This window comes from Oscillospiraceae bacterium, assembly GCA_031265355.1.
Lineage (GTDB): Bacteria > Bacillota > Clostridia > Oscillospirales > UBA929 > JAIRTA01.
On record JAISCT010000042.1, the window covers coordinates 61303 to 86505 of the forward strand.

General features: G+C 63.3%; 24 protein-coding genes. 4 read left to right on the forward strand and 20 right to left on the reverse strand.

Features of this window, described 5'->3' with window-relative positions; genetic code table 11:
- Positions 1-135: 135 nt before the first annotated feature.
- The 5 genes from LBK75_06140 to fba all read right to left on the reverse strand — a co-directional run bounded on the left by LBK75_06140 (position 136) and on the right by fba (position 5482).
- Positions 136-1188, reverse strand: a complete 1053-nt coding sequence (locus LBK75_06140) for a histidinol-phosphate aminotransferase family protein (protein ID MDR1157873.1) — start codon at positions 1186-1188, stop codon at positions 136-138.
- On the reverse strand, positions 1185-2492 hold the full coding sequence (gene hisD, locus LBK75_06145; GenBank protein MDR1157874.1) for a histidinol dehydrogenase: 1308 nt from the start codon (positions 2490-2492) through the stop codon (positions 1185-1187). The genes LBK75_06140 and hisD overlap by 4 nt, the downstream gene beginning before the upstream one ends.
- On the reverse strand, positions 2492-3130 hold the full coding sequence (gene hisG / locus LBK75_06150) for an ATP phosphoribosyltransferase (GenBank protein ID MDR1157875.1): 639 nt from the start codon (positions 3128-3130) through the stop codon (positions 2492-2494). The genes hisD and hisG overlap by 1 nt, the downstream gene beginning before the upstream one ends.
- Positions 3127-4347, reverse strand: a complete 1221-nt coding sequence (hisZ, locus tag LBK75_06155; GenBank protein ID MDR1157876.1) for an ATP phosphoribosyltransferase regulatory subunit — start codon at positions 4345-4347, stop codon at positions 3127-3129. Before hisZ ends, hisG begins: the two co-directional genes overlap by 4 nt.
- 199 nt (positions 4348-4546) lie before the next feature.
- Entirely contained in the window at positions 4547-5482 is a 936-nt protein-coding gene (gene fba / locus LBK75_06160; protein MDR1157877.1) for a class II fructose-1,6-bisphosphate aldolase, read from the reverse strand.
- Positions 5483-5706: 224 nt separating this feature from the next.
- Between fba and LBK75_06165 the strand changes: the two genes are divergently transcribed.
- Positions 5707-6909, forward strand: coding sequence for a Xaa-Pro peptidase family protein (locus tag LBK75_06165; GenBank protein MDR1157878.1), 1203 nt, complete (start codon positions 5707-5709; stop codon positions 6907-6909).
- 14 nt (positions 6910-6923) lie between these two features.
- Here the strand turns inward: LBK75_06165 and LBK75_06170 are convergent, their stop codons facing one another.
- From LBK75_06170 to rpe, 15 genes are all read right to left on the reverse strand, one after another.
- Positions 6924-7652: a hypothetical protein gene (locus LBK75_06170; protein ID MDR1157879.1), complete on the reverse strand. Its 729-nt coding sequence runs from the start codon at positions 7650-7652 to the stop codon at positions 6924-6926.
- On the reverse strand, positions 7645-8652 hold the full coding sequence (gene fliG, locus LBK75_06175; GenBank protein ID MDR1157880.1) for a flagellar motor switch protein FliG: 1008 nt from the start codon (positions 8650-8652) through the stop codon (positions 7645-7647). Before fliG ends, LBK75_06170 begins: the two co-directional genes overlap by 8 nt.
- Before the next feature lie 44 nt (positions 8653-8696).
- Complete coding sequence (fliF, locus tag LBK75_06180) at positions 8697-10325, reverse strand: flagellar M-ring protein FliF (GenBank protein MDR1157881.1); 1629 nt, start codon at positions 10323-10325, stop codon at positions 8697-8699.
- Between the two features lie 101 nt (positions 10326-10426).
- Positions 10427-10723 (reverse strand): flagellar hook-basal body complex protein FliE, encoded by a 297-nt coding sequence (fliE, locus tag LBK75_06185; protein MDR1157882.1) that lies wholly within the window; start codon positions 10721-10723, stop codon positions 10427-10429.
- A gap of 151 nt (positions 10724-10874) precedes the next feature.
- On the reverse strand, positions 10875-11318 hold the full coding sequence (gene flgC, locus LBK75_06190) for a flagellar basal body rod protein FlgC (protein ID MDR1157883.1): 444 nt from the start codon (positions 11316-11318) through the stop codon (positions 10875-10877).
- 41 nt (positions 11319-11359) lie between these two features.
- Entirely contained in the window at positions 11360-11776 is a 417-nt protein-coding gene (gene flgB / locus LBK75_06195; GenBank protein MDR1157884.1) for a flagellar basal body rod protein FlgB, read from the reverse strand.
- A 188-nt stretch (positions 11777-11964) separates the two neighbouring features.
- Positions 11965-12645, reverse strand: a complete 681-nt coding sequence (locus LBK75_06200; GenBank protein ID MDR1157885.1) for a lytic transglycosylase domain-containing protein — start codon at positions 12643-12645, stop codon at positions 11965-11967.
- A 97-nt stretch (positions 12646-12742) separates the two neighbouring features.
- Positions 12743-13237 (reverse strand): chemotaxis protein CheD, encoded by a 495-nt coding sequence (locus tag LBK75_06205; protein ID MDR1157886.1) that lies wholly within the window; start codon positions 13235-13237, stop codon positions 12743-12745.
- A 50-nt stretch (positions 13238-13287) separates the two neighbouring features.
- A complete protein-coding gene (cheB, locus tag LBK75_06210; GenBank protein ID MDR1157887.1) occupies positions 13288-14337 on the reverse strand; it encodes a chemotaxis-specific protein-glutamate methyltransferase CheB in 1050 nt (349 codons plus the stop codon).
- A gap of 190 nt (positions 14338-14527) precedes the next feature.
- Entirely contained in the window at positions 14528-15340 is an 813-nt protein-coding gene (locus tag LBK75_06215; GenBank protein ID MDR1157888.1) for a protein-glutamate O-methyltransferase CheR, read from the reverse strand.
- 249 nt (positions 15341-15589) lie between these two features.
- A complete protein-coding gene (locus tag LBK75_06220; GenBank protein MDR1157889.1) occupies positions 15590-16765 on the reverse strand; it encodes a hypothetical protein in 1176 nt (391 codons plus the stop codon).
- A 60-nt stretch (positions 16766-16825) separates the two neighbouring features.
- Positions 16826-17404: a transcriptional repressor LexA gene (gene lexA, locus LBK75_06225; GenBank protein ID MDR1157890.1), complete on the reverse strand. Its 579-nt coding sequence runs from the start codon at positions 17402-17404 to the stop codon at positions 16826-16828.
- Positions 17405-17572: 168 nt separating this feature from the next.
- Positions 17573-18874, reverse strand: a complete 1302-nt coding sequence (locus LBK75_06230) for an AraC family transcriptional regulator (GenBank protein MDR1157891.1) — start codon at positions 18872-18874, stop codon at positions 17573-17575.
- Positions 18875-18928: 54 nt separating this feature from the next.
- Positions 18929-19297, reverse strand: coding sequence for a DUF2493 domain-containing protein (locus LBK75_06235; GenBank protein ID MDR1157892.1), 369 nt, complete (start codon positions 19295-19297; stop codon positions 18929-18931).
- Between the two features lie 57 nt (positions 19298-19354).
- The gene (gene rpe, locus LBK75_06240; GenBank protein MDR1157893.1) at positions 19355-20041 is read right to left on the reverse strand and encodes a ribulose-phosphate 3-epimerase; all 687 of its coding nucleotides are present in this window, start codon (positions 20039-20041) and stop codon (positions 19355-19357) included.
- A gap of 246 nt (positions 20042-20287) precedes the next feature.
- Between rpe and LBK75_06245 the strand changes: the two genes are divergently transcribed.
- The 3 genes from LBK75_06245 (at position 20288) to LBK75_06255 (ending at position 25070) form a co-directional block, all read left to right on the forward strand.
- Positions 20288-21412 carry an ATP-binding protein gene (locus LBK75_06245; protein ID MDR1157894.1) on the forward strand — a complete coding sequence of 375 codons (1125 nt, stop codon included), beginning with the start codon at positions 20288-20290 and terminating at the stop codon, positions 21410-21412.
- Positions 21413-21675: 263 nt separating this feature from the next.
- On the forward strand, positions 21676-24318 hold the full coding sequence (gene adhE / locus LBK75_06250) for a bifunctional acetaldehyde-CoA/alcohol dehydrogenase (protein MDR1157895.1): 2643 nt from the start codon (positions 21676-21678) through the stop codon (positions 24316-24318).
- The gene (locus tag LBK75_06255; GenBank protein ID MDR1157896.1) at positions 24315-25070 is read left to right on the forward strand and encodes a phosphotransferase; all 756 of its coding nucleotides are present in this window, start codon (positions 24315-24317) and stop codon (positions 25068-25070) included. The genes adhE and LBK75_06255 overlap by 4 nt, the downstream gene beginning before the upstream one ends.
- Positions 25071-25203: the final 133 nt, after the last annotated feature.

Sequence of the window (25203 nt, forward strand, 5' to 3'; positions counted from 1 at the left end):
GATAATTTTTCCTTTTTAGGCGGATTTTAAATACGCCTCCAGGGCGGTCAGGAGGGTCTTGTGCTCTGATTCGATGCCGGCGATGATGCGGCATGGAATTGTCATGCAATTACAATTCCATGCATTTCCCCTTTTTCAGGCGGGTAGATGTGCTTCCAGGGCGGTTAGGAGTGTTTTGTGCTCTGATTCGGTGCCGGCGGTGACGCGGAGGGTGTCTGGGGGCAGGTGGCGCACGAGGATGTTTTGCACACGCAGGGCCTCGTACAGCGCCGGGACGCGCGCGCCGGTGAGGAGCACGAAGTTTGTCTTTGTTTCGTGTACCTCAATGCCCTCGGCGTGCGCCGCGAGCACCGACAGCGCGCGATACAGAGCCTCCACCGACCGCCGGATCTCCTGCACGCACACGTCCAAATACTCCGTCTCCGCCAGCACGACGGCTCCCACCGCCTGGGCAAGAGCGCTCACGTTGAAAGGCGATTTGGCGGCGCGCAGCGCCGCCGCGAGTGGGTCGCCGCTGAGCGCGAATCCCAGCCGCGCGCCCGCCAGACCCAGCGCTTTCGAACAGGTTCGCAGCACGATCAGATTGTCCCGCCGCCGCGTGTGCGCCAGCACGCTCTGATCCCAGAAGTCCATGTACGCCTCGTCCACCACCACCGGGCAGTCCACCGCCTCCGCGAGCGCCAACACCTCTGCGGCCGACGCGCCGAGCCCAGTCGGGTTACAGGGATTCGAGAAGATGATGAGGTCCGCCGGCCGCGCCCGGTGAGCCGTCAGCAGCGCGTCCATGTCGGGCCGGCCGGCCGTCTTGGGCGCCGCGACGCAGTCGTGCTCATAGAGCTGCGCGTAAACACGGTACATCGAAAAATCCGGCTCGCTGACCAGTACGCGCCCGCCGCGCGGCACCAGAGCCGCCATCAACAGGGAGATCAGCTCGTCCGACCCGTTGCCGGCCACCACGCCGGAGGCGGGGACATGCATCCGTCCGGCAAAGAGCGCGCAGAGCTCCGAGGCCGCGGGGTCCGGGTACCGGTGCAGCGCGACGGATCGCACAGCCGTCGTGATCTTCTCCCACAGCCAGCGGGGCGGCGTCAGAAAGCTCTCGTTGGCATCCAGCCGGACGGCGCCGCTGTCCGGCGCCGGCGCGGCGGCATAGGGGGTAAGGCGCGCCAATTTGTCCGGCCATCTCATGTCTCCGCCCCCTCCCAAGCCGTGCGTTCGGCCGCGAAACGCATCCGCGCGGAGGCGGCATGCCCGTGCAGCCCCTCGGTGAGCGCCAGCGTCTCCACATCCCGCCACAGCGGAGTCAAGGCAGCCCTATCAAATTCGATCACGCTGGTCTTCTTCAAAAAAGCGTCCACCGACAGCGGTGAAAAGAACCGCGCCGTGCCGGAGGTGGGCAGTACGTGGCAGGGCCCGGCCATGTAGTCGCCCAACGCCTCGGGACTGTACGGGCCGAGAAAGACGGCGCCCGCGTTGTGGAGCTTCGGCAGCAGCGCACGCGGGCGCCGCGTCAAGAGTTCCAGGTGCTCCGGCGCGATCTGGTCGGCCAGCCGGCAGGCCTCGTCCCAGTCTTCACAGATGATGCCGGCCCCAAAATCCCGCAGGGCCGTCTCCGCCACGGACCGCCGGGGCAGCGCGGCCAACTGCGCCGCGCACGCCGCCCGCACAGCCTTGGCCACCGCCTCGTCGGTGGTCACCAGCACGGCGGAGGCCATCTCGTCGTGTTCGGCTTGAGAAAGCATGTCCGCCGCCGCAAAGGCCGGATCGGCGCTGTCGTCGGCCATCACGAGCACCTCCGAGGGGCCGGCCACCATGTCGATGTCGATAACGCCGTAGAGCTGGCGCTTGGCCTCGGCCACATAGGCGTTGCCCGGCCCGACGATCTTGTCGACCGGCGGGATGGGCCCTACGCCCAGCGCCAGCGCCGCGACGGCCTGCGCGCCGCCGACCGCAAACACCCTGTCCACGCCAGCCAGCGCCGCCGCCGCCAACACCGCCGGGCTGAGATGCTCCGTGGGCGGCGTGACCATAATGAGCTCCTCCACCCCCGCCACCTTGGCGGGGATCGCGTTCATCAGCACGCTGGACGGGTAGGCCGCTTTGCCGCCCGGTACATAGAGCCCGACGCGGGTCAGGCCTCGTACACGCACGCCCACCCGGCCCCCGCCCGGGGCGTCCCATTCGTCGGAGTAGACGAGCAGCCTCTCCTGATAAACTCGGATGTTTTCAGCGGCCCGCAGGAGCGCCCCCGTCACATCGGCCGGGCAGCGCGCGGCGGCCGCCTCCCACTCCGCACGCGGGATCTCCCTCGGCGCGCTGCCGTCCAGCACCTGTGAGTATCGGCATACGGCGTCCCAGCCCCCGGTGCGCACCTCGTCAATCAACGCGGACACCGCCGCGCGCACCGCCGCGTCGCTGCCGCGCCGCCGCGCGGCCTGCGCGGCCAAAAGCGCTCCGGCCTCGCCGGAGGCGGCGTGTACAATCGCAAACATCAGCTTTCCTCCAATCCCGCGCGGCACAGCGCCACAAACGCCTGCACCGGCGCCCGTTTCATCTTCATGGCCGCCAGGTTCACAATGAGGCGCGCGCTGACGGGACAGACGTCCGCAACAGGCACCAGCCCGTTGGCCCGGAGCGTGGCGCCTGTCTCCACAATGTCCACGATGGCATCGGCCAGCCCCAGCAGCGGGGCGAGCTCCACCGAGCCCTCGATCCGGATGATCTCCACGTCCAGCCCCCGCGCCGCAAACCAGTCGCCGGCCACGTTTGGATACTTCGAGGCCACACGCCGGTGCCGGTAGGTGCCAAAGAAATCTTCCCCCTCGCGCACCGCCAACGCAAACCGACACGCGCCGAACCGCAGATCCAACACTTCATAGAAGGACTGCCCGCACTCAAGGATCGTATCCTTCCCCACGACGCCGAGGTCGCACACGCCGTGCTCCACATAGGTGATGACGTCCGGCGCTTTGGCCAGCACCACCTCCACCCCGGCGTCCGGCAGCGGATGGATCAGCCGCCGGCCCTTGTCCTCCAGCGGCGCCGTGTCGACGCCCGCGCGCCGCAGCAGGCCAAGCAGCTTTGTCTCCAGCCGGCCCTTGGTCAGCGCCAGCCGCAGCAGTTCCTTCACACCGTCACCTCCCCCGCCGGCCTTCCCGGCGCCTCGGACACCGGTATCTCTACCCCATCCCGTTCCAAGTCCACCACGGCGGCGATGTCTCGGCTGCGCGCCAGGGCCAGGCTCTCGGCCAGCGTAGCACAAGGGGAAAGCTCATAGGCGCCCTGCTCCGAAAGCGCCACCACGCCGAGCGCCTCCCGCAGCCGCGCCGGCGGAAAATGCAAAAGCCGCCGTGCCCGCCGCGGCGCCGGGGGCGGCTCCTGCACGCGGGCGCACAGCGCGTCGACGTCCAACACAAACCCCGCGCCCGGCGCCGCGCGCCCCAGCGCGCCCATCAGGTGGTCGTAGCGCCCGCCCGTCAGCACGGCGCGCCCCGCCCCGGAGACATAGCCCCGAAAGACGAGGCCCGTATAATATTCGAGCTGGTGCACAAGGCCGAAGTCGAGCTGGAGATGACGGCCGAACCCCGCGCCCGCCAGCGCTGTATACAGGTTTCGCAGGTAGCCTAGCGCTTCGTCAGCCTCCGCCACGCCGAGCGAACCCGTCTCCTCAAAGAGTTCCGCTCCGCCGAAGAGGTGACACAAGCGCAAAATGGCCTCGCAGGCCGGGCGATTTGCAAAGGTCTTCAGCTTATCGCCCAGAGAGGCAAAGTTTTTTCTTTCGATGAGCGCGCGCAGCTCCTCCACCGCGCCGGGCGGCGCTTGCAGCGCGCGGAACAGCCCGCGAAACAGCGCCGCGTGGCTGAGCTCGACGCGGTATTCCCCGGCACCCAGCTCCGAGAGCGCCTCGGCCGCCAGCGACAGCACCTCAAGATCAGCCTTCAGTCCGCCCGCGCCGATGAACTCTACGCCTGCCTGCCGCGTCTCCAACCGCCGTCCGCGGTGGACGGCGCCGTCGCGATACACGTCCTGGAGGTAATAGAGCCGGACGGGCATCGGCTCGCCGCCCAGCCGGGCCGCCACCACCCGAGCCACCGGTGTCGTCGAATCGGGCCGCATGGCCAGCACGCGCCCGTCCCGGTCGATCAGCTTGACCATCGACTCGGGTGGCATCGGCTGCCCGGTGCGCGTAAAGAGCTCAAAGAGTTCGACGACCGGCGTCATCACCTCGCGATACCCATAGCGCGCGAAGAGCGCGCCCGCGCGCGCCTCCATCTCCCGGCGCCGCCCGCAGGCGTCAAACAGATAGTCCTGAGCCCCCGCCGGCGTCCCCACCAGACTTCTCGCCATGCCCATTCCCCCTCGTCTGCGCGTCTGGACCCTGTCCGAATCGCGCTCGGATTCTTTATCACTTTAAAGTACTACCATGATAGCATAACAGAGTGCCGCTGTCAAGCGGGCGGCATCCGCACAAAAAGAGGCAAAAAAAGGGTTTGCGGTCCTTGTCTCCGCAAACCCTCCGTGTCCTTTCCGGGCCGCCGCCCCGGCCTCACGCCTTCCCGTTGCAGCCGAGGACGTTCTTCAACTTGCGCTGCACGAGTTCTTTGATGTTGGCGCGGGCGGGCGTCAGATACTGCCGCGGATCGAAATGGTCGGGATGCTCCGCGAAATGGCGGCGGATCGAGGCCGTCATCGCGAGACGCAGGTCGGAGTCGATGTTGATCTTACAGACGGCCATCTTGGCGGCCTGGCGCAGCATGTCCTCCGGGATACCGATGGCGTCCGGCATCTTACCGCCGTGCGCGTTGATCATCTCGACAAACTCGGGGATGACCGAAGACGCCCCGTGCAGCACGATGGGGAAGCCAGGCAGACGGCGCTGCACCTCCTCCAAAATGTCAAAGCGGAGCTGCGGCTTCTGGCCGGGTTTGAACTTGTACGCGCCGTGGCTCGTGCCGATGGCGATGGCCAAACTGTCGACACCCGTCTTCTGGACAAATTCCTCCACTTCGGCCGGGTTTGTGTAGGAGGCGTCCTCCGCCGAGACGTTGACGGCGTCCTCGATGCCGGCCAAACGGCCGAGCTCACCCTCGACGACCACGCCGCGCGCGTGCGCATAGTCCACAACCTGACGCGTCAGGGCGACGTTGTCTGCAAACGAGTGGTGGGAACCGTCGATCATGACGGAGGTAAAACCGCCGTCGATGCAGCTCTTGCAAATCTCAAAGGTGTCGCCGTGGTCCAGATGGACGCAGATGGGCAGGCCGGTGTCGTCCAAAGCGGCCTCGATCAGCTTCATGAGATAGGTGTGCTTGGCGTATTTGCGCGCACCGGCCGACACCTGCAGGATCAGCGGCGCCTGCTCCTCCTTGGCGGCCTCGGTAATGCCCTGGATGATCTCCATGTTGTTCACGTTGAACGCGCCAATGGCATACCCGCCCTCGTAGGCTTTTTTGAACATTTCTGTCGATGTAACAAGTGGCATGGTCTAAAGCTCCTTTCCTGTTATGTGACTCCCTGATTCGTCCGAGCCGTCCGGCTCTTCCTCTTTTTGCAGTGTACCAGCATTTTGCGGAAATTGCAAGAATTCTTTCCGCGCGGCCGAGCAAAAAGAGAAATTGCACGCACCGGACCTTGACGGGAGGCCCGGCCCTGTAATACAGTGGCATTGACCCCCGAAAAATCCGTACAAAAAGGAAGTGGCACACAATGAAACCGGCATTCGCGGCGCTGCCGACGAGACAGGAACTGGAGAGTAGGATCGACAGACTGCGTACGGCCCTCGACGCGCGGGACGATGCGTGGGACGCCGCTCTGGTCGTCGACAAGGTCAATCAATATTATCTGACGGGCACGATGCAAGATGGGTTGTTTCTATTGAAGCGGGACGGCGCCTTCGCCTATTTCGCACGCAAAAGTTTTCAGCGCGCGCGGCAGGAGTCGCCGCTGCCCGCCATATACCCGATGACGAGCTACCGCGAGGTGGCGCAGCACCTGGGCCCGTCGCCGATGAAGGTCTATCTTGAGAAGGAGGTCGTCACCTGCGCGATGTTTGAGCGGCTTCAAAAGCATCTTCCTCTGCGCGAAACCGCCGCTCTGGACGGGGTGATCGGCGCGGTCAGGGCCGTGAAGAGCGCCTACGAGCTCACCTGCATGGAGGCTTCCGGGCGGGCGCACGCGTACCTGCTCGAAACCGTGGCGCCTAGCCTCATGCGCGAGGGCATGAGCGAGGCGGAGCTGGCCGTGCGGCTGTACGAGGCCATGGTCGCGCTCGGCCACCACGGCGTGACGCGCTTCGCGCGGTTCCAGACCGACGTGGCCCTCGGCCAAGTGGCCTTCGGCGAGAACACGATCTACCCCTCCAACTTTTATGGCCCCGGGGGGATGAAAGGGCTCTGCCCCGCCGCGCCCCTCCTGGGGGACAGCACCCGGCGCCTCCAAAAGGGCGACATCGTCTACCTGGACGTCGGCTTCGGCGTACAGGGCTACCACACGGACCGGTCGCAGGCCTACTGCTTCGGGGCGGCGCCCTCAAGCGAGACGCTGCGCCTGCACCGTGCCTGCTTGGCACTCCAAAAACAGATCGCCGCGCGCCTCAAGCCGGGGGCCGTTCCGCACGAGATCTACGCCTGTGTGACCGCGGACCTCGGCGCGGACTTTCGGGAAAACTTCATGGGCGTAGGTGGCGACTGCCTCAAGTTTCTGGGGCACGGCGTCGGCCTCTATGTGGACGAGATCCCGGCGCTGGCGCCGGGCTTTCACGAACCGCTTGCGGAGAACATGACCTTCGCCGTCGAGCCAAAGAAGAGCGTGCCGGGCGTCGGCCTGCTGGGCGGCGAGGACACTTACCTCGTCACGCCCGACGGGGGACGCTGCCTCACGGGGGGCGAGAAGGACATTCTGATGGTATAAGCGCCCGCGCCCCCCTAGCTGTCGTCGCTTTCAAGGCCGAAATTTCGGCCGATCTGCTCGACCTGGGCGGCGGCGCCGGCGTCGATCGCGCCGCTCTCGGTCTCGATCAGGCAGCCGCCGTACCCCACGGTGGGGTCGTTCACTACATTGGCCGTGAGGCTTCCGGTGGGCGTGTGCATCGTCACCTCCCGTGCTTTGAAGAAACGTACATATTCACTCGGATTGACCCGCAGCGTCACATGGGTCTCCGCCTTGACGCCGGCCAGCGCGGTGCGCAGCATCGACAAAAACGCGCTCTCGTTGTGGTCCAATTCGTAGCCCAGGACCTTCTTCGCGACGTCCAATGACAGCGCGAGAAGGCGCGGCTCCATCCGCTCCAGTGAGGCGGTGCGCTCCGCCTCGGCCTGTTTCAGGAGATCATCGGCGTCGGCCTGCGCGCGGGCGAGCAGACCGGACACCTCGTCCTGCGCGGCCTCCAGCCCCTTTTTAAATCCATCCTCTTGGGCGGAGGCACGCAGCGTCGAGGCGGCGTGCTCCGCCTCAATCACGAGCGCGGAGGCCTCCCGGCGGGCGTCCTGCAGGAGCAGCGTCACCTCCTCCTGCGCGGCGGCGATCAGTTCGTCGTAAGCCGTCTGTACGTCCGCCGCCGGGGCGCCGCTCTCCGGCGGCGCGTCGGCGGTCTCGGCAAAAAAAGACGACAGCGGCGTCAGGGACACCTGTGCGGCCTTGATGACCCTATACAATGACATCGTCCTCCGATCCGCGGGACACGATGATCTCGCCGGCGTCCTGCAACCTGCGGATGATATTGACGATCTTTTGCTGGGCCTCCTCCACGTCGCGCACGCGCACCGGGCCCATGTATTCCATGTCCTCGCGGATCATGTCCTGCAGGCGTTTGGACATGTTTTCGAAGATCATGCGGCTGACCTCGGGCGTGGCGTTTTTGAGAGCCACGGTGAGGTCGGCGTTCTCCACTTCCTTGAGTACCCGCTGCACCGCCCGCCTGTCGAGTTTCGCGATGTCCTCAAACACAAACATCTTACGGCGGATCTCGTCGACGAGCTCGCTGTCCTTGATCTCCAGCGCTTCCAGCACGTGGCGCTCGGTGCCGCGGTCAGCGGCGTTTAAGATGTCGACGATGGACTGAATGCCCCCCACCACCGTGAAGTCCTCCATGCCCATCGAGGAGAGTTTTTTGTCCAGTACGCGCTCGATCTCGTGCACATATTCGGGCGAGGTCCTGTCCATCGTGGCGATGCGCGCGACCACCTCGGTCTGTTTCTCGATGGGCAGCTTCGCGAGCACGTTGGCGGACATCGCGGGGTCGAGATAGGACAGGATCAGCGCTATCGTCTGAGGGTGCTCGTTTTGTACAAAATTCAGCAGCTGGTTCGGATCGGCCCGGCGGACAAAGTCGAACGGCCGTACCTGCAGCGACGAGGTGAGCCGGTTGATGATAGCCAGGGCCTTGTCCGGCCCGATGGCCCGCTCCAGCACCTCGCGGGCGTAGTCGATGCCACCCTCCGAGATGTAGTTTTGCGCGAGACACTGCTCGTAAAACTCGCTGATGATCGACTCCTTGGTCTCCGAATCCACGCGGCGCACATTGGTGATGTCCAGCGTGAGCTGTTCGATCTCGTCGTCGCGCAGGTGTTTGAAGATCTTGGCGGAGTGCTCCTTCCCGAGGGCGATCAGCAAAAGGGCGGCTTTTTCTTTTCCAGAAAGTTCCAATGCCACCATCTACATTTTCCCTCCCCGCAGGCGTCTTTGCCCCAAATTCTCTCTCATCGCTTGCGCCCCTTCGGTTCCTCATTGATCCAGTTGCGCAGCAAATTGGCCACGGCGTCCGGATTTTTGTCGATGAACTCCTCCACGCGCTCGCGCGTCGGAGATTTGGTGACGGTGATCGGTTCGCCCGGCGGCGCGGCGGCCGTGGCCGTGGCCGTAGCCGTGGCCAGTTTGACGAGTTCGCCGTATTCCTCCGCCTCCCGCGCGCTCTCCTCCGCGGCCGCCACGGCGGCGCCGGCCAGGGCCTCCGCCTCCGCCCGGTCCGTCTTGTTCAGCCGGAGGATCCGCGTCACGATGATGAGGAAGCACAGGGCGATCAATATATACAGCCCCACCACTTTGATGAGATCGAAGAGCTCCGTGCGCTGGCGTTCGCTCGCGAACCGCTCCTCCACTTCGTTTGTGTTGTTCACGCCGTCAAATTTGCGAAATTCCACCGAGATCCGGTCGTATTCCTCCGGGCTTAGGCCGACGACGCCACCCACAAGATTCTTCACGGCATCGACCGAGTTGTTCTCGCTGGAGAGTCCGTCCAGGTTGATAGCCACTGAAAACGAGAGATCCTGAATCGTACCCCGCGCGTGTACAATGCTCTCGCGCGTCTCGTTGACCTCGCGGTTTATTTCCCGCGTGATTTTGCTGTATTCGCTGAGGCTCTCCTCCGTGACCTCCGGGTAGATTGGCGCGGCGCCGTTTGAATCGGCGCCCGGATCCCCCCCCGTGCCCTGCATCCCGTGGGCCCGCTCCGTTACCTCCCGCAGGCTGATGTCGATGCCGAGGTCATCCACCACCGGCGCAAAGGAGACGGATTCCGTCGAGTGTTCGTCAAAATCCAGCGTCACCTTGCCGGACACCTGCACATTCTGTGTGCCGAAGATCGGCGAGAGCATGGTCTGGATGCTCTGGATGAAGTCGTTGCGCACGGCGGCCTCGCGCTCGTAGTCCGTGCTCACGAGAGACAAATCCGCCCCGCCCCGCCGGTTCAGACGGCGCAGGTACTGGTCTGTGATAAACACGTGTTCCGGGTCCAACCCCTCGACGCTGGCCGCCACATAGGACTCGATCGCCGACACGTTCTCGTCGCTGAGGCTGGCGTTTTCCTGCAGTGTCAGCATGATCGACGCCGTGGTCGGCATCATCTGGGACGCCAACAGGACGCGGCTGTTGTCCTGCTGTGAAATCTCCACCCGGGCAAATTTGATGCCCGGAACCCCCTGACCCAGCGTGGTCCCAAGTCTCTCCTGCAGGTCGAGGCGCGCATACATCCGTTTTTCGGCGTCGGTGGCCCCAAACCCGCTGCCGCGGCCCAGCAGTTCATAGGTATATCCGCTCTTTGGGTAGCCCTCCCGGGCCAGGTCCATCGCAAGCTGGTCCACCTTCTCGGTCGGCACCAAAATCGTGCCGGCGCCCTCCGCCTTGGTTTTGATCCCCATGTCGGCGAGCAGTTCCAGCACTTCGCCGGCCTGGCTGGGCTCCATGTCGCGGTACAGTACGGCGTACTGTGTACGCGTGAGCAGGACGAGCGCGACGACCATGACGGCAAGCGACACCCCTACGATGGTCAAAAAGCGGGTGCGATCTCTCTTTTCCGTCTTCTCCCACAGCTGCGTAAATTGTGTCTGCAACCGCCGTATCACCTGTGGCAATGTGACTCAACCCCTCCAAATCCCAGTCTCTTTGCAAAGTTCTCTCTGAACACTTTGTGCTGGGCGCCACGGCGGCGCTCTCAGATTTGCATGCGCATGATCTCCTGGTACGCTTCGATAATCTTGTTGCGGACCTGCAGCGTCAGGTTGAGCGCGATCTCCGCCTCCTGCGCCGCGATGGTCGCGGTGTGAATGTCCGGCACGGTGTCCAGTAAGGTCCCAAGGCCGGTCTGTTTGTCCGCGGCGTCCGTACTCACGACGGATGAGAGCGCTTCGCCCAGAAAATCAGAGAATGTCGCTCTGGACGGCGTCTCCGCCAGTTCGGACAGCGGCGCGGGTCGTGGGAGCGAAAATCCGGAAACACGACTGATCTCCATGCCATCCTCCTAACGTGGGTTGCATCTGCAACCCACAACCCAAATTCTTGTTTTTTGTTGCCGCTTCGCGGCAACAAGGTACTATGTGTCATCTGTTTTCGGACCGCCGGGCGGCCCCGTCTTTCGCCGGATCTTTCACGCACCGCGCCGGTCAGCGTCCGATCTGCAGCGCGCGGTTCGCAATGGCTTTGTAATTGCTGATGGCGGTGACGCTGGCGTCGTAGGCACGGGTGGCGGAAAGAAAATCCACCATCTCCCGCTCCATGTCGACGTTTGGCAGGCTCACATATCCGTTCTCGTCGGCGTCCGGGTGCTGCGGGTCGTACACGACCCGAAACGGCGTCTGCGTGTCCTCCTGTGTCGCCACAACGCGCACCCCGCCGCCGGCCGTGAGCCGGGTCCCCTCCGCGTGCAAGAAATCGGAAAACGTGGACATTGGGCGCTCCTGCACCAACACATACTTGCGTCGGTACGGACCCCCTCCGGCCGTGCGGGTTGTCAGGGCATTTGCGATGTTCTCTCCCGCGATGTCCATCCGATACCGCTCGGCGGTCAGCGCGGACGCGCTGATGTCCATGGCGCTAAATAAGTTCAAACCGAACATCCTCTCTCATGCGGGCCCGCGGCGCGGCCGGCTCAGCGGCCCTCGCGGATGACCAGCTTCAGCCGCGCGAGTTCCGCGTTCACCTTGACGGTCAGCATGTCGTACTTGATCGTGTTCTTAGCGAGTTCGACGTTCTCCTGGTCTACATCGACGTTGTTCTCGTCCATGCGCATCGTGTAGTGGTCGTTTGTCTCGACAGTCGGCGTGACCTGCCGCGGGTCCGCCGGGCCGCCGAACGCGACATGCCCGCCCCGCGTGCGCCGGGCCGCAAACCCGCCCTCCTCCGACGCCAACGCCGTCGCCAACGCACCCTCGAATTCTACGCGCCGGCTCTTATAATACGGTGTGTTGGCGTTGGCGATGTTCTGCGCGATGGTCTCCTGCCGCAGCCACGAGGCATCCAGCCCCCGCGCCAGCGTGTCGACCTGACGAAATATTTTCCCAAACAAGAAGCTCACCCAACTTTACAAAAAAAGAAGACAGGCCCGTACAAAGCCGGATCCGTCCTCGGCCATTCGACTTCTTCCTTGAAATGTCTCTGCAACGCCGCGGCACTCCGTTCTCGGAGCCCGTGCGCGATACTTATTCATCTGCTTTATCGAAAGAACCGAGATCAAAGATTAGCGCCGTGCGCCCTTCAGCCGAAGAAATTGGCCGACAGCAGCACGCCGCGCCCCGCGGCCGTGAGGGCCGCCTCGATTTTTTTCAGATAGTTTTGCGTCTCCGCCGGCAGCCGCGCCGCCTGGGCCGGGTCGCCCGCGTCGGTCACGCCCCGGGTCTTCAGGCCGTTCGCGCCGCAATTGTAGGCAGCCAGCGCCGTCCGCACGTCGCCGTCGAACCGGATGATCTGGCCGAGCAGACAGCGTATGCCGCCGTCGATGTTCTGCGCCGGATCCAGCGCGTCTTGCACGTCCAGCGCCTCGGCGGTCTCCGGCATGAGCTGCATCAGCCCCATCGCGCCCGCGGAGGAGATGAGGCTGGGGTCAAACCCCGACTCGACCTGCACCACCGCACGGATCAGCGCGGGATCCACGCCGTACGACTCGGCGGCGGACACAATCAGACTCTCGTACGGATAGGCCTCGGCCGGACTGCTCGGCACGTTCGCGATATCCGCAACGTCCGCGACGTCCGCGGCGCCTGTGGCGTCCGCTGCCGTTTCCGCCGCGGGGGCCGCGGAGGCGCGCGCGACGGCCTGGGCAAACAGTGTCGGGAAGGCGATCCCGGTCTCCTGGGTGATCTCCTCCATCCGCACCGAAAGCCGCGCGCCGATCTCCGCCATCCGCGTCTGGACAAATTGCATCGAAAAATCAGACAATACAGACACCTCCAGAGCGATAATCAAAAATTGATAAGAAAAAATGGATAGTTGTCGTCGGCCTTTTGCGGGAGCGGCGCCATTGTTTGGCAGTCCCTCATGGCTTGTTGGGGAAATAGTTGTTGCCCAGTAGCATGGGACGCTTGATCACTTCCACGACGCCGCTGCCCACGTAGGCGAACAGCGTCCGGCTCACCTGGCCGCCCGTGTCCACGTCCGAGTGAAACAACGAGAGGCGGCGCAGCATCTCCCTGACGCCCGAGAGATTCTTCTCCCCAATGCGAAAATAGTCGTTGTGGCCGTGCGCGTCGATGCCGCCGTAAAGGGAGATGAGCAGTTCTTCCCGCCGTACGCCGAACCGCCGCACCATTTGCTGCAGCAAAAATCCGGGGGCCAGGTCCGCATAACGGCTGGGCAGGTCGCCGGCGGGGAGCGTGCGGGACACCGGCAGCTGGATGTGCGCCATCCCCATGCACGGGCGGTGGCTGCTGTAGTAGATGAGTCCCACACAGGTTGACAAGGCGAAGGTCTTGATCACATCGTCGGGATTGTCCGATACCGCCCAGCCGCCTATGCTCACAATGTGTTCCATGCTTCCGCCCACGCCTCTCTCCTACACCTTGTGCTCATCCTCGCATGCGTTTACCCCCGGCGGAGGGTTTTTGCGCTGTCCAGCAGAAGATGCGCGATCTGTTCGAGACTGGCTTGCCGGACGACGGCGCCCATCTCAAAAGCCTTGCGCGGCATCCCGTAGACGACGCTGCTGTGTTCGTCCTGCCCAAGGGTGTATGCGCCCCGCCGGCGCATCTCCAGCAAGCCCTGGGCTCCGTCGGCCCCCATGCCGGTCAGGATGACGCCCACGGCGTTGGCGCCGGCGCTGGCCGCCACGGAGGAAAACAGTACGTCCACCGACGGACGGTGCCCGCTGACCTTCTCGCCCGGCGCGCACTGCACCAGGTAACCGCCGCCCGCTTGGGCTCTCACCCGCGTCTGCAGGTCCCCGGGGGCGATGAGCACCAGCCCCTGCCGGACCTCGTCGCCGTCCCGCGCCTCCCGGACGTGCATGCGGCATTCCCGGTCCATGCTTTCCGCATACATGCGTGTGAAATCCGGCGGCATATGCTGCACGATGACCATACCGGGAAAATCGGCCGGAAGCTGACGCAGGATCTGCGCCGTGCTTTGCGTGCCCCCGGTGGACGCGCCCAGCGCCACGATCCCGCCGAATGGGCGCCCTTTGACGCTCCCCGTTTCGCACCCAGCCCCGTCGCCCGCCATCGCGCGTCGGCGTCGGGCGATCGTGCTGTGGTCGGCGATCTTGATTTTCTGGATCACATCACCGCAAAATCGGTTCAGATCTTCGCTCGTGGAAAGACTCGGCTTGTGCAGGAAACAGAGGGCGCCCGCTCGAAGCATCTCGTTTTCGTGCCAGGCGTCGGCGCCCATTGCGATGACCGGCGTCGGCTGCTTTTGAAGCAGAGCGCGCAGCGCGCCTGTCCCTCCGGGCAAAAACAACGCGCTCTCAACCACCAGTACGTCCGGCTTCAAAAGCAGCATGCGCCCCTGCCCCTCCTGGGGATGCGAGGATTCACCCATCACCGAGAGTGCCGGTTCCCGCGCGATCTGCTGCGCGAGCGCCGCGCGGAGGGTAATGGAATCTTCCACCAGAAATACCCGGATCGTCCGGTTCATGGGACCCTCTCCTCTGCGCACACCGCCGGCGGACACCGGGACACAAGGCGCTTTTTCTGCATTTTGTTAAAATATAGTTTTGCAAATGTCATCAAATAGTGTCGAAAAACGGCAAAAACTTTGTCGAATGTCGAAACATTTGCCCCGATATATGCCTCTGTCTTGATATGTTCCAAATTTTGTTATTTTACTATGTTTTGGCGTAAATGGACGGTTGAATGAAGTCAAACAGGGTCTCTCCCTTGGAGATTGTCTCCGACAGACCGATGAACAGATGCCCGCCCGGTTCCAGCGCCTCGTAAAAACGCTGCAGCAGCGCGTCACGCGTCGGCTGGTCGAAATAGATCATCACATTGCGGCAGAAGATGACGTGGAACTTCCGGCGAAAGGGCAGGCGCGTCTCCATCAAATTGAAAGAACGGAAGATGACCTCGCTTTGCATGGCCTCGCTGACCTTGTACCGGCCCGGCCCTACTTTGCGAAAGTACTTCGTCCTCCAGGCATGCGGCACATTGTCGAGCCGCTCTTCGCCGTAGACGCCCTCCCGGGCCTGGGCCAGCACCACAGGGGAGATGTCGGTGGCCAGGATCTTTGTGTCCCAGCCCGCCTTGCCGAGGCCCAAGTACTCGTCGATGACCATGGCGGTGGTGTACGGTTCCTCGCCCGACGAACAGCCGGCGCTCCAGATGCGCAGGTCTTTGTCGCGCAGCGACTTCTCCAACTTTGGGAGGATGCTCTCTCGCAGAAAGTTGTAGTGCTGCTCCTCCCGCATAAAATAGGTGTAGTTCGTAGTCAGACGGGTCACCAGCATCTTGGCTTCCTCGCCGGTCCTGTCGTTTGCCACGCACTCGATGTACTCGTTCAGAGAGGAAAAGCCCTTGTGATTGATGACATTCCAGAGCCGGCCCTCCACGAGGGAGAGTTTGTGCTCCAGATTGATCCCATAGTGCTCCCGCATGTAATGCACAAGTCGTATGAATTCGTCGTGTTTGATTTTTTCCATCCCGACGCGTCTCGCCCCCCGTCTTTGACAGATAACAACGGATCAGATAACAGATAACAGCCGGCGTGCGCGGCCGCCGGCCGCATCGTATTATAATATCGTATGCAATGGGAGAAAAGTTGACAAGCGCCGCCCTCGGCGGAGGCGGTGGCGGCCAATTGGGAAACAAACGCAAACAACCCACTATATGTTGTGGAAAGCACAACATATAGTGGGTTCGAAGACCTTGCGGAGACGGCACTCATCCCGTTACGGGCGCATTCTGTCGACGTCGGCCATGGCCGACGAGGCCGCAGCAGCGTCGACCGCTTTGTTTTCGATCAGGCGGGTCAGCAACGTGACGCTGGCGCCCTTCATGCGCGCAGAGAGCGCGTAGTAGGAGAGATACACCACCTGGTCGCGGTAGAAGGGTACGCGCACCATGGCGGCCTCGGCGGCCGAGAGGATCGACGTCTCGACGGCAAAGTCGAGGGCGCGTTCCCAGGCAAAGTCGCCGGCCGGCCGGTCGCTGTAACCCAGCGCGCGCAGCAAAAAGGTCATGTACTGCTCCGGCGTCACCGAACGGTCCGGCGAGAAGAGCCCCTTCTCCAAAGAGGTGCCGGCGGTATAGCCGCGGCTGTACGCATACCCCACGTAGGGGCGCCCCCAGTCCGGTACGTCGCGGAACGGGCCGGCGCCTTCCTGATAGGCCAGCGCCGCGCTCTCCTCCCCCAGCAGGCGGATCATCATCACAAGCGCCTCCAACCGGCTGGGCGCCCGCTCCAGGTGGTAACCCGTCGGGGTCCCAAGGAAGAGCTTCACCGCATACAGTGCGTCGGCCAGGTCGGTGTACTGTGGCTGGTACGCGGGCGTCAACGAATAGTGCCCGTCCACTGTCACGGTGGCGGTGTCGCTCACGATCCGGAGCCCCGTGCCCGCCCGGTCCGCCACCAACAGCCGCTGCCCCGCGGGCACCGCGGCCCCCGGCGCCATCTCCCGCCCGGTGGAGATGTTGACGACGGCCGCACCGGACGGTCCGTTCACCTGTGCGTCGCCGGTGTGCAGGACAAAACCCGTCCCCACGCTGCCCGTCAGGACATCCCCCTTGCGGCAGGCGATCGGCGTGAGATGCGCGGCAAAGCCGTAGCGCACGCCGGCGGTCTTCTCAAGGTATTCTTCGGCCAGGGCGTTCACAACCGCCGCCCGGTCCGTCGGCCGCACGCCGGCGGACTGCGTCTCCAGCTTTCGCACGGCATCGTCAAAGAGGGGTTTCCAAACGGTCTCGGCTCTGTCGCTCACCTGTTTGCTTAGCATGGGGAAGAATATTTTTTCCAGATAGCTCAGCGTAATCGCCGGATCGGACGCCGAACCGGCGCTTCCCCAGGCCATCACAAAGCTGCAAAACAATGCCGTCAACAGCACGGCCGCCACACATCGCCGTCTCACAAAGTCCCTCCTCTCCCCAAAAGATGTCGATCTGTTCTGTAAAATTTCTCCAATTCTTCCTCAAAACTGACGGATCACGGCGGTCACGCGACCCAGAAGGGTACAGTCGGAGCCGTCGATTGGCTCGTAGTCCGGGTTTTCCGGCAGCAGCCGCACCGTACCGGCGGCAATCTCCAGCCGTTTGACGGTCGCCTCGTCGCCGAGGAGCGCCACGACAATCTCCCCCGTGCGGGCGGCGGCCTGCCGGCGCACCACCACATAGTCGCCGTCTAAAATACCGGCCCCCACCATGGAATCGCCGCTCACGCACAGCGCGAAGAACTCGCCTCCGTCACCCGGGTCGTAGGGCAATGTCCCCAAATCCTGTTCATACGCCAGGATGGGCCGCCCGGCCGTCACCTCGCCGAGGATGGGCACCCCTGGGACACTTTCCGGCACGCAGATGGCGCGGGTCTTGCGTTCGTCCCGGACGATATGCCCGGCTTCGTGCAGACGCTTTAAGTACCCGTGGACCGTGGAGGGCGAACGCAGACCGACGGCCGCGCCGATCTCTCGCACGGAGGGCGGATACCCCTGCCGCGCGGTGGCGGTGAGAATGAACTGATAGATCTCGCTCTGTTTGCTGTCCGAACGGCGCATGACCCACTCCCCCATGACAATTTACAGTGTGCAGCTTACAAATGGCGCGAGGGCGTATGGGGACGCCTGCGCTTTGCCGTGCTTATCGTATCACAACCTGTTTCGAAATGCAAACGCTTGTTCTGCTTGGTCATGTTTCTTATCCAGTTTGGAAAATTGTGGATTTTTTCAGCCGGCTTTGCCGCGGCCGCCTTCCGTGAGACCGCGCAGGGCACGGTAACGGGCGGGTGTCATGCCCGCATATTTTTTAAACACCTTGGTGAAATAACTCTGGTCCTCAAAGCCGATGCGCTCACAGATGTCTGTGATGGACTCTGTCTCCGACAACAGCAGCAGTTTACTTTTCTCAATGCGCAGCCGGTTTAAATACGCGTTGAACGTGGACCCCATCGTCTCTTTGAACACCTTACTGAAGTAGGAGGGCGAGAGATACACCTCGCCGGCCACCTCCTCCAGCGTCAGTTTTTGGACGTAGTGCTTCTTGATGTAGTCGACCGCCTTGAACATCATGTCCTTGTGCTTGATGTCCGTCATGTCGAACACGTAGCGCAAAAACCGCGTCATGATGCGCGACAGCCACAGCGACAGCGCCTCCACGGAGTGCAGGTGGTCGATCTCGGAGAGATAGCGATCGTTCAAAAAGAACACCTGCTCGCTGTCGGCGCCGCCGGTCATCGCCGCGCGGGAGAGCAGCACAAGGAGCTCCAGCACCCGCGCCCGGACAGTCTCCAGCCGGTCGCCCGCGGAAAGGCGGATGTGGCCCAGCAGGTCGCTGAGCAGCCGCCGGGCGGTGTCCCTGTCGCCGGACGAGAGCGCCGCCAGCAGCTCCCGCTCTGTCTCCAGCGGGTAAAAATAGGCGCCGTCCTTTTGTTTTTGGAAATGCCGGATCGCCGAGTGGATGTCCGCCTCCTGCCGCCGGGCCTCCACGGCGTCCTGACATTCCTCGGTCAGCCGCGCCGACACATCCCGGGCCGCGCAGGCCAACAGATCGGACAGGTGGCGCGTGCGCTCGGGAGAGGCCGGTACAAAACAGGCCAGCAGCTCTTGAAACTCCTCAAACAGCGAAGCGTCCAGCCCGTTTCTCTCCAGCACGTCGTGTACGATGTAGTCCTCTTTGTCGGCGATGAGCAGCGGACCGCCCACCAGCCCGCCCGCGAGCTGCCCGTCCACCGTGATGGGCGAGGCAAAATGGGCCATGCCGGTGCAGCAGTAATAGAGATACTGCCCGCCGAAGCGGTCGGCCTGATAACAGCCGTACAGATGCACCTGGCCGCACGTCGGCGACTGCCCGGTGATCTCGCCCAGGCGGTGACAGAAATCACAGCGGGCGTCGGTGACCCGCTGTTCAAACAAAACCTCTCCGTCGATGTTGAGCACCAAGCATCCCACGCCGGTGGCCTGCGCAAAGGACTTCGCACAGGCGATGGCGTGTGCCGGATCAAACAGAATCGGCGCGTCGGACCAGGACAAACAATCGTCTCCCTTCGAAGTGACCGCGGACCGTGCGTCTTTGGGGCTCCGCCCTTACAGGGCGATCTCTTCCGGGTCACTGCCCCGAATGAGCAGAAGTTTGTAGGGTTTTCCCGTCTTGAGACAGGTCATGATCACGTGGCGTGTCCCGCGGGAGACGCCGTCCCACAGGATGAGTACATAGTCGGCCTCCCGCACGATCCGACCGTTGCGCACCAGCGGCGCCGCACGGTCAAAGAGATGGTAGTCCGGGCGGATCACCGTGAGACGCAGCCCTGCCTCCGCGGCGTACCGCTCCGCCAGCGTGTCTATCCCGACGGCGCCGCCACTGATGATTTCGCTGCACCCCGTCGGGATATGCTGGCACAGCACCGTGTAGCAGGCATCGCCCAACCCGCGTGAGCCCACAACGGCCACCTTCACAACACCATGCCCCCTCACCGGCGCCCGACGGCTTTCTATATGGTAATTTTGGTTATTTTAGGCCCGGCCGCCGGCCACGTCGGCCAGCGCCGCAAGGCGGCGCTGAAACAACTCCGTCCGCGCGGGGACATCCGGCGCCCCGAAGATCGCGTGGCCCACCACGAAGACGTTGGCCCCCGCCTCCGCCGCCAGGGGCAGGTTGTCCAGCGTGAGACCCCCGTCCACCTCCAACTCACACGAGGGACGGCAGCGGTCCAGCATTCGGCGCACCGCGCGGATCCTGTCCGGCGTACCGGGCAGGAAGGACTGCCCTCCGAAACCCGGCTCGACAGACATGACAAGCACCAAGTCACAGAGCGGCAGATAGGGCGCCAGCGCCTCGACGTTGGTGCCGGGGCGCAGCGTGATCCCGGGGTGCGCGCTCCGCGCGCGGATCTCCCGCAACGACGCCTTCAGGACATCCGGCGCATCTGACTCCACATGCAGCGTCAGCACGGCGGGGGCGGCCGACAGAAAGTCGTCCAACAGCCGGGAGGGCCGCTCCACCATCAGGTGCACATCCAGCGGCCTCGGCGCCGCACGCGCCAAACTCCGCACCACCGGCGGACCGATTGTGAGGTTTGGCACAAAGTGCCCGTCCATCACGTCGACGTGGATCCAATCCGCCGCACCGACGCGCGCCATCTCGGCCGCCAAGTGCGCAAAATCGGCCGAGAGCAGGGAGGGAGAAAGCCGATAGGTCATCGCTGTCACGTCCCTCATCCGGTCCGGCCGGCCCGGGGGCCACCCTCACCCGCACCGGGATCTCTATTTTCTCATAAGCATATCACAGCTGCCCGCGAAAGTAAACCGCGGGCAGCTTTAAATCTTTAAAACAGTTTCGATTGTTTGCGGAAAATTCACAACCGCTCGTGAAATCCTCAAAAATCTATCAATTGGGGGATTTAATTCCTTTGAATTTTTTGTTATACTGTATTTGGGGTGAAATATATGATTACACGCGCGATTGAAGAAAGCATTCGCAAAGAGGTCAATTCCGGCAGAAAAGCGGTCATTCTGCTCGGAGCGCGGCAGGTGGGCAAGACAACGCTCACAAACGCACTCTTTGGTGAGCGCAACGATGTGCTGTGGCTGAATGGCGATACGTCAAATGCCCGCACGCTGCTGACCGCGCAGAGCGTGGAACAGCTGCGCGTCATAATCGGCAAACATACTGTACTCGTCATCGACGAGGCACAGTGGGTTCCCGACATTGAAATTGTGCTGAAGCTCATTATCGACAATATCCCGCAGGTCAAAGTTGTAGCGACGGGCAGCTCGTCGCTCGACTTGGCTATCGGAACGTCCGAACCGCTGACGGGACGCAAACGGCAGTTTACTCTGTTTCCGCTTTCGTTTGCGGAGATGGCTGCCCATCACGGGCAGTTCGCGGAACAAAATCTGCTCCAGCATAGGCTTGTCTATGGCTATTACCCCGACGTCGTCACTTCGCCGGGCGAGGAACGCCGCCTGTTGCAGGAGTTATCCGACAGCTATCTCTACAAGGACATTCTTGCGCTTGATAAAATCAAGAAGTCGGAGCAGCTCACGCGCTTGCTCCGTGCGCTGGCGTTCCAAATCGGCTCGCAGGTGTCGTACACAGAGCTTGGGCAGCTGTGCGGGCTTGACAACAAAACTGTCGAGAAATATCTCACGATTTTGGAGCAGACGTTCGTGGTTTTCCGGCTTCGCTCATACGCGCGCAATTTGCGAAACGAACTGAAAACAAGCCGCAAAATCTACTTCACGGACAATGGCATCCGCAACGCGTTGATTGCGGATTTTCGCCCTGTAGAGCTGCGCGACGATGTGGGCAAGTTGTGGGAGAATTATCTCGTAAGTGAGCGATTCAAACGCAATTCATACGCCGAAAGCTACGCAAATCCATGGTTTTGGCGCACATCGTCACAGCAGGAAATCGATTATATCGAGGAACAGGACGGTCATTTGTCTGCGTACGAGTTCAAATGGAATCCGTCCGCGAAAACCAAACAGCCAAAGACGTTTTTAGAAGCCTATGCCAATCGCTCTTTCGCTGTGGTGCATCGGGACAACTTTGTGGAGTTTTTGATGTAGAGGCGACAAGAGCTTTGTGGTTCTGTCACAAAGAGGGCGGGTCGGTTCTGTGGAGAGTTGTATGGATTGATAAATTTTTATCAATCTGCTTGACGGGCCGGCCCCAATTTGTTAAAATTGTAACGAATCAGGTATGGCCGCTCCCCACCGTCCCCGCCGCTGCCTTGCGCGGCTCCGTGTCCGCGTGGGGAGGGCCAATGTCAGGAACTGTTCAAAGCATTCACAACCTGTTGTTGAACAGTTTCTCAGGAAGAGGTGTTGTCATGAGTCGGACATATCCCCTCGTGGACAGCGTGGACGCGCTGCAAGACGCATTTCGGCGTGTGCGGGCGGCCCAGACGGTCTTCGCCGGTTATACCCAGGAACAGGTCGATCCTATCTTTCGGGCGGCCGCTTCCCGCGCGGCCAAAGCGCGCATCCCCCTCGCCAAGGCAGCGGTCGAAGAGACCGGCATGGGTCTTCTCGAAGACAAGGTTGTCAAAAATCTCTACGCCAGCGAATATGTCTACAACGCGTACAAAGACGTGAAGACCTGCGGCGTGATCGAGCGGGACGCCGCCGCCGGTTTTCAGCGCATCGCCGAACCAGTGGGCGTGATCGCGGCGGTCATCCCGACCACAAACCCCACTTCCACCGCGATTTTCAAGGCGCTGCTCGCCCTCAAGACCCGCAACGGGATCGTCTTCAGCCCGCACCCCCGCGCCAAGGCGTGCACGATCGCGGCGGCCCGGCTGGTCCTGGAGGCCGCGGTCGAGGCCGGCGCGCCCGCGGACGTCATCGGGTGGATCGACGTGCCGAGCCTCGATCTCACAAACCTCGTCATGCGGGAGGCCGATCTCATCCTCGCGACGGGCGGCCCCGGCATGGTCCGGGCGGCCTACGGGAGCGGCAAACCCGCCGTCGGCGTCGGCGCGGGCAACGTGCCCGCCGTCATCGACGACTCGGCCGACATCGCGCTCGCGGTGAGCTCGATCATCCACTCCAAGACCTTCGACAACGGCATGATCTGCGCCTCTGAGCAGTCGGTCATCGTGCTGGCTCCCGTCTACGACGCCGTGAAACGGGAGTTCATCGCGCGCGGATGCCATTTCCTGGGGGCGAACGAGATCGACAAGGTGCGAAAGACCCTCCTGATCAACGGCGCGCTGAACGCCAGGATCGTCGGGCAAAGCGCCCCGAAGATCGCCGCCCTCGCGGGCATTCAGGTACCGGAGACGACAAAGATCCTCATCGGCGAGGTGGAGAGTGTGGCGCTCTCGGAGGAGTTTGCGCACGAAAAGCTCTCTCCCGTGCTGGCCATGTACCGGGCCGGGAACTTCGAGGACGCGCTTTCCAAGGCGGAGCGCCTGGTGGCGGACGGCGGACTCGGCCACACCGCGTCGATCTACCTGGACCCCGGCGTGCGGCGGGACCGGCTGGACGCCTTCACCGCGCGGATGCGCACCGGCCGCGTCCTCCTCAACACACCCTCCTCCCAGGGGGGCATCGGGGATCTCTACAACTTCAAGCTGGCGCCCTCGCTGACGCTGGGCTGCGGCTCGTGGGGCGGCAACTCGGTCAGTGAAAACGTGGGCGTCAAACACCTGCTGAACATCAAGATCGTCGCCGAGAGGAGAGAGAACATGCTCTGGTTCCGCGCGCCCGGAAAGATCTATCTCAAACGGGGCTGTCTGCCCACGGCGCTCACGGAGATCGGGCGCGAGCTCCGCCGGACGCGCGTCTTCATCGTGACGGACACGTTTTTATACGAGAACGGCTGCACGTCGGCCGTCACGCGCAAGTTGGACGAGCTGGGCCTCACGCACACCGTCTTCCACCGAGTGGAGCCGGATCCGACACTGGCCTGCGCCCGCGAGGGCGCGCGGCAGATGGCGGACTTCCGGCCGGACTGCATCGTCGCGCTGGGCGGCGGCTCGGCGATGGACGCGGCCAAGATCATGTGGGTGCTCTACGAACACCCCGAGGCGGACTTCTCCGACATGGCGATGCGTTTCATGGACATCCGCAAGCGGGTCTACGGCTTTCCGAAGATGGGCGAAAAAGCCTACTTCATCGCCGTCCCGACGACGGCCGGCACGGGCTCCGAGGTCACGCCGTTCGCCGTCATCACGGATGAATGTACCGGCATCAAATATCCGCTGGCCGACTACGAACTGCTGCCGAACATGGCCGTTGTGGATGCGGATCTCATGATGAACGCCCCGCCGGGGCTCACCGCCGCGTCCGGGATCGACGCCGTCACGCACGCGCTGGAGGCCTACGCCTCCCTGCTGGCCACCGACTACACCGACGCGATGGCCCTCGGCGCGCTGAAGCTCCTGTTTGCCCACCTGCCCCGCGCCTACGAGCGCGGGGCGCAGGACCCGGAGGCCCGCGAGAAGACCGCAAACGCCGCCACGATGGCGGGGATGGCCTTTGCCAACGCCTTCCTCGGCGTATGCCACTCGATGGCGCACAAGCTTGGCGCTTTCCACCATCTGCCCCACGGCGTGGCCAACGCGCTGCTCATCTGTGAGACCATCCGCTTCAACGCCGCCGAGGCGCCGACGCGGATGGGAACCTTCCCGCAGTACGATCACCCCCGCGCCCGGGCGCGCTATGCCGCCGTCGCCGACGCACTCGGCCTGCCGGGTCGGGACGAGGCCGCCAAGGTCGAGAGTCTGCTTGGGGCGCTGGAGGCGCTGAAGGCGCGTATCGGCATCCGACCAACCATCCGCGGCTACGGCGTGGACGAGGCCGCTTTCCTGAGCCGTCTCGACGAGATGGCGGAGCAGGCCTTCGACGACCAGTGCACCGGCGCGAACCCGCGCTATCCGCTCATCGGCGAGATCCGTCAGATGTATCTGAACGCCTACTACGGCCCGGACGCGCCCTCCCAGCGCCGGGCGAAGGAGGAGACAGTATGAAGCTGGAGCATGTGCTCGCGGCGCGGCCGACGAAGACCATCTACCGGGACGGGGACCTCGCGATCAAGCTCTTTCAAGAGGGGTACTCCGCCGCGGACGTACTGAACGAGGCTCTGAACCACGAGATCGTCTACGAGGCCGGGGTGCGCGTGCCGCGGCTGGACGCCGTGACAAAGATCGACGGCCGCTGGGCCATTGTGCTCGCGTTTGTCGAGGGGCAAACGCTGACGCAGCGCATCGAAGAGGCCCCCGACAAGGCAGAGGCGTATCTCGCGCAGATGGTCGACATCCAGCTGGAGATCCATCGCTTCACGGCCGAGCGGCTGCGCCATCACACGGACAAGATGCACGCGAAGATCCGCAAATCGGGTCTCGACGCCACGACGCGCTACGAGCTGCACACCCGTCTCGACGGGCTGCCGCGACATTCGAAGCTCTGCCACGGCGATTTCACGCCGGGCAACGTGATCCTCACGTCTTCCGGCAACCCCTATGTCATCGACTGGTCGCACGCCACGCAGGGCAACGCCTCGGCCGACGCGGCCCGCACCTACCTGCGCTTCAAACTGGCCGGGCCCCGCTACGACGCGTACGCGGAGACCTATCTCGACCTCTTCTGTCAGAAGAGCGACACGGCCCGGCAGTATGTGCAGAAGTGGCTGGCCATCGTCGCCGCCTCCCAGCTCGTCAAAGGCAACCCCGAGGAGCGGGCGCTTCTGCTCTCCTGGGTAAGCGTCGTGGAGTACGAGTAGGCGCTTCGCGCCTTGTGAATTGTCCGCACAGCGGACAATTCACAAATACGGGGCTTGATTCGAGGCGCTGTGGCGCCTCGCAGGGAACCGGGGTGTGGGAATGAATCCCACACCCCGGTTTGTTTGTTTTTCG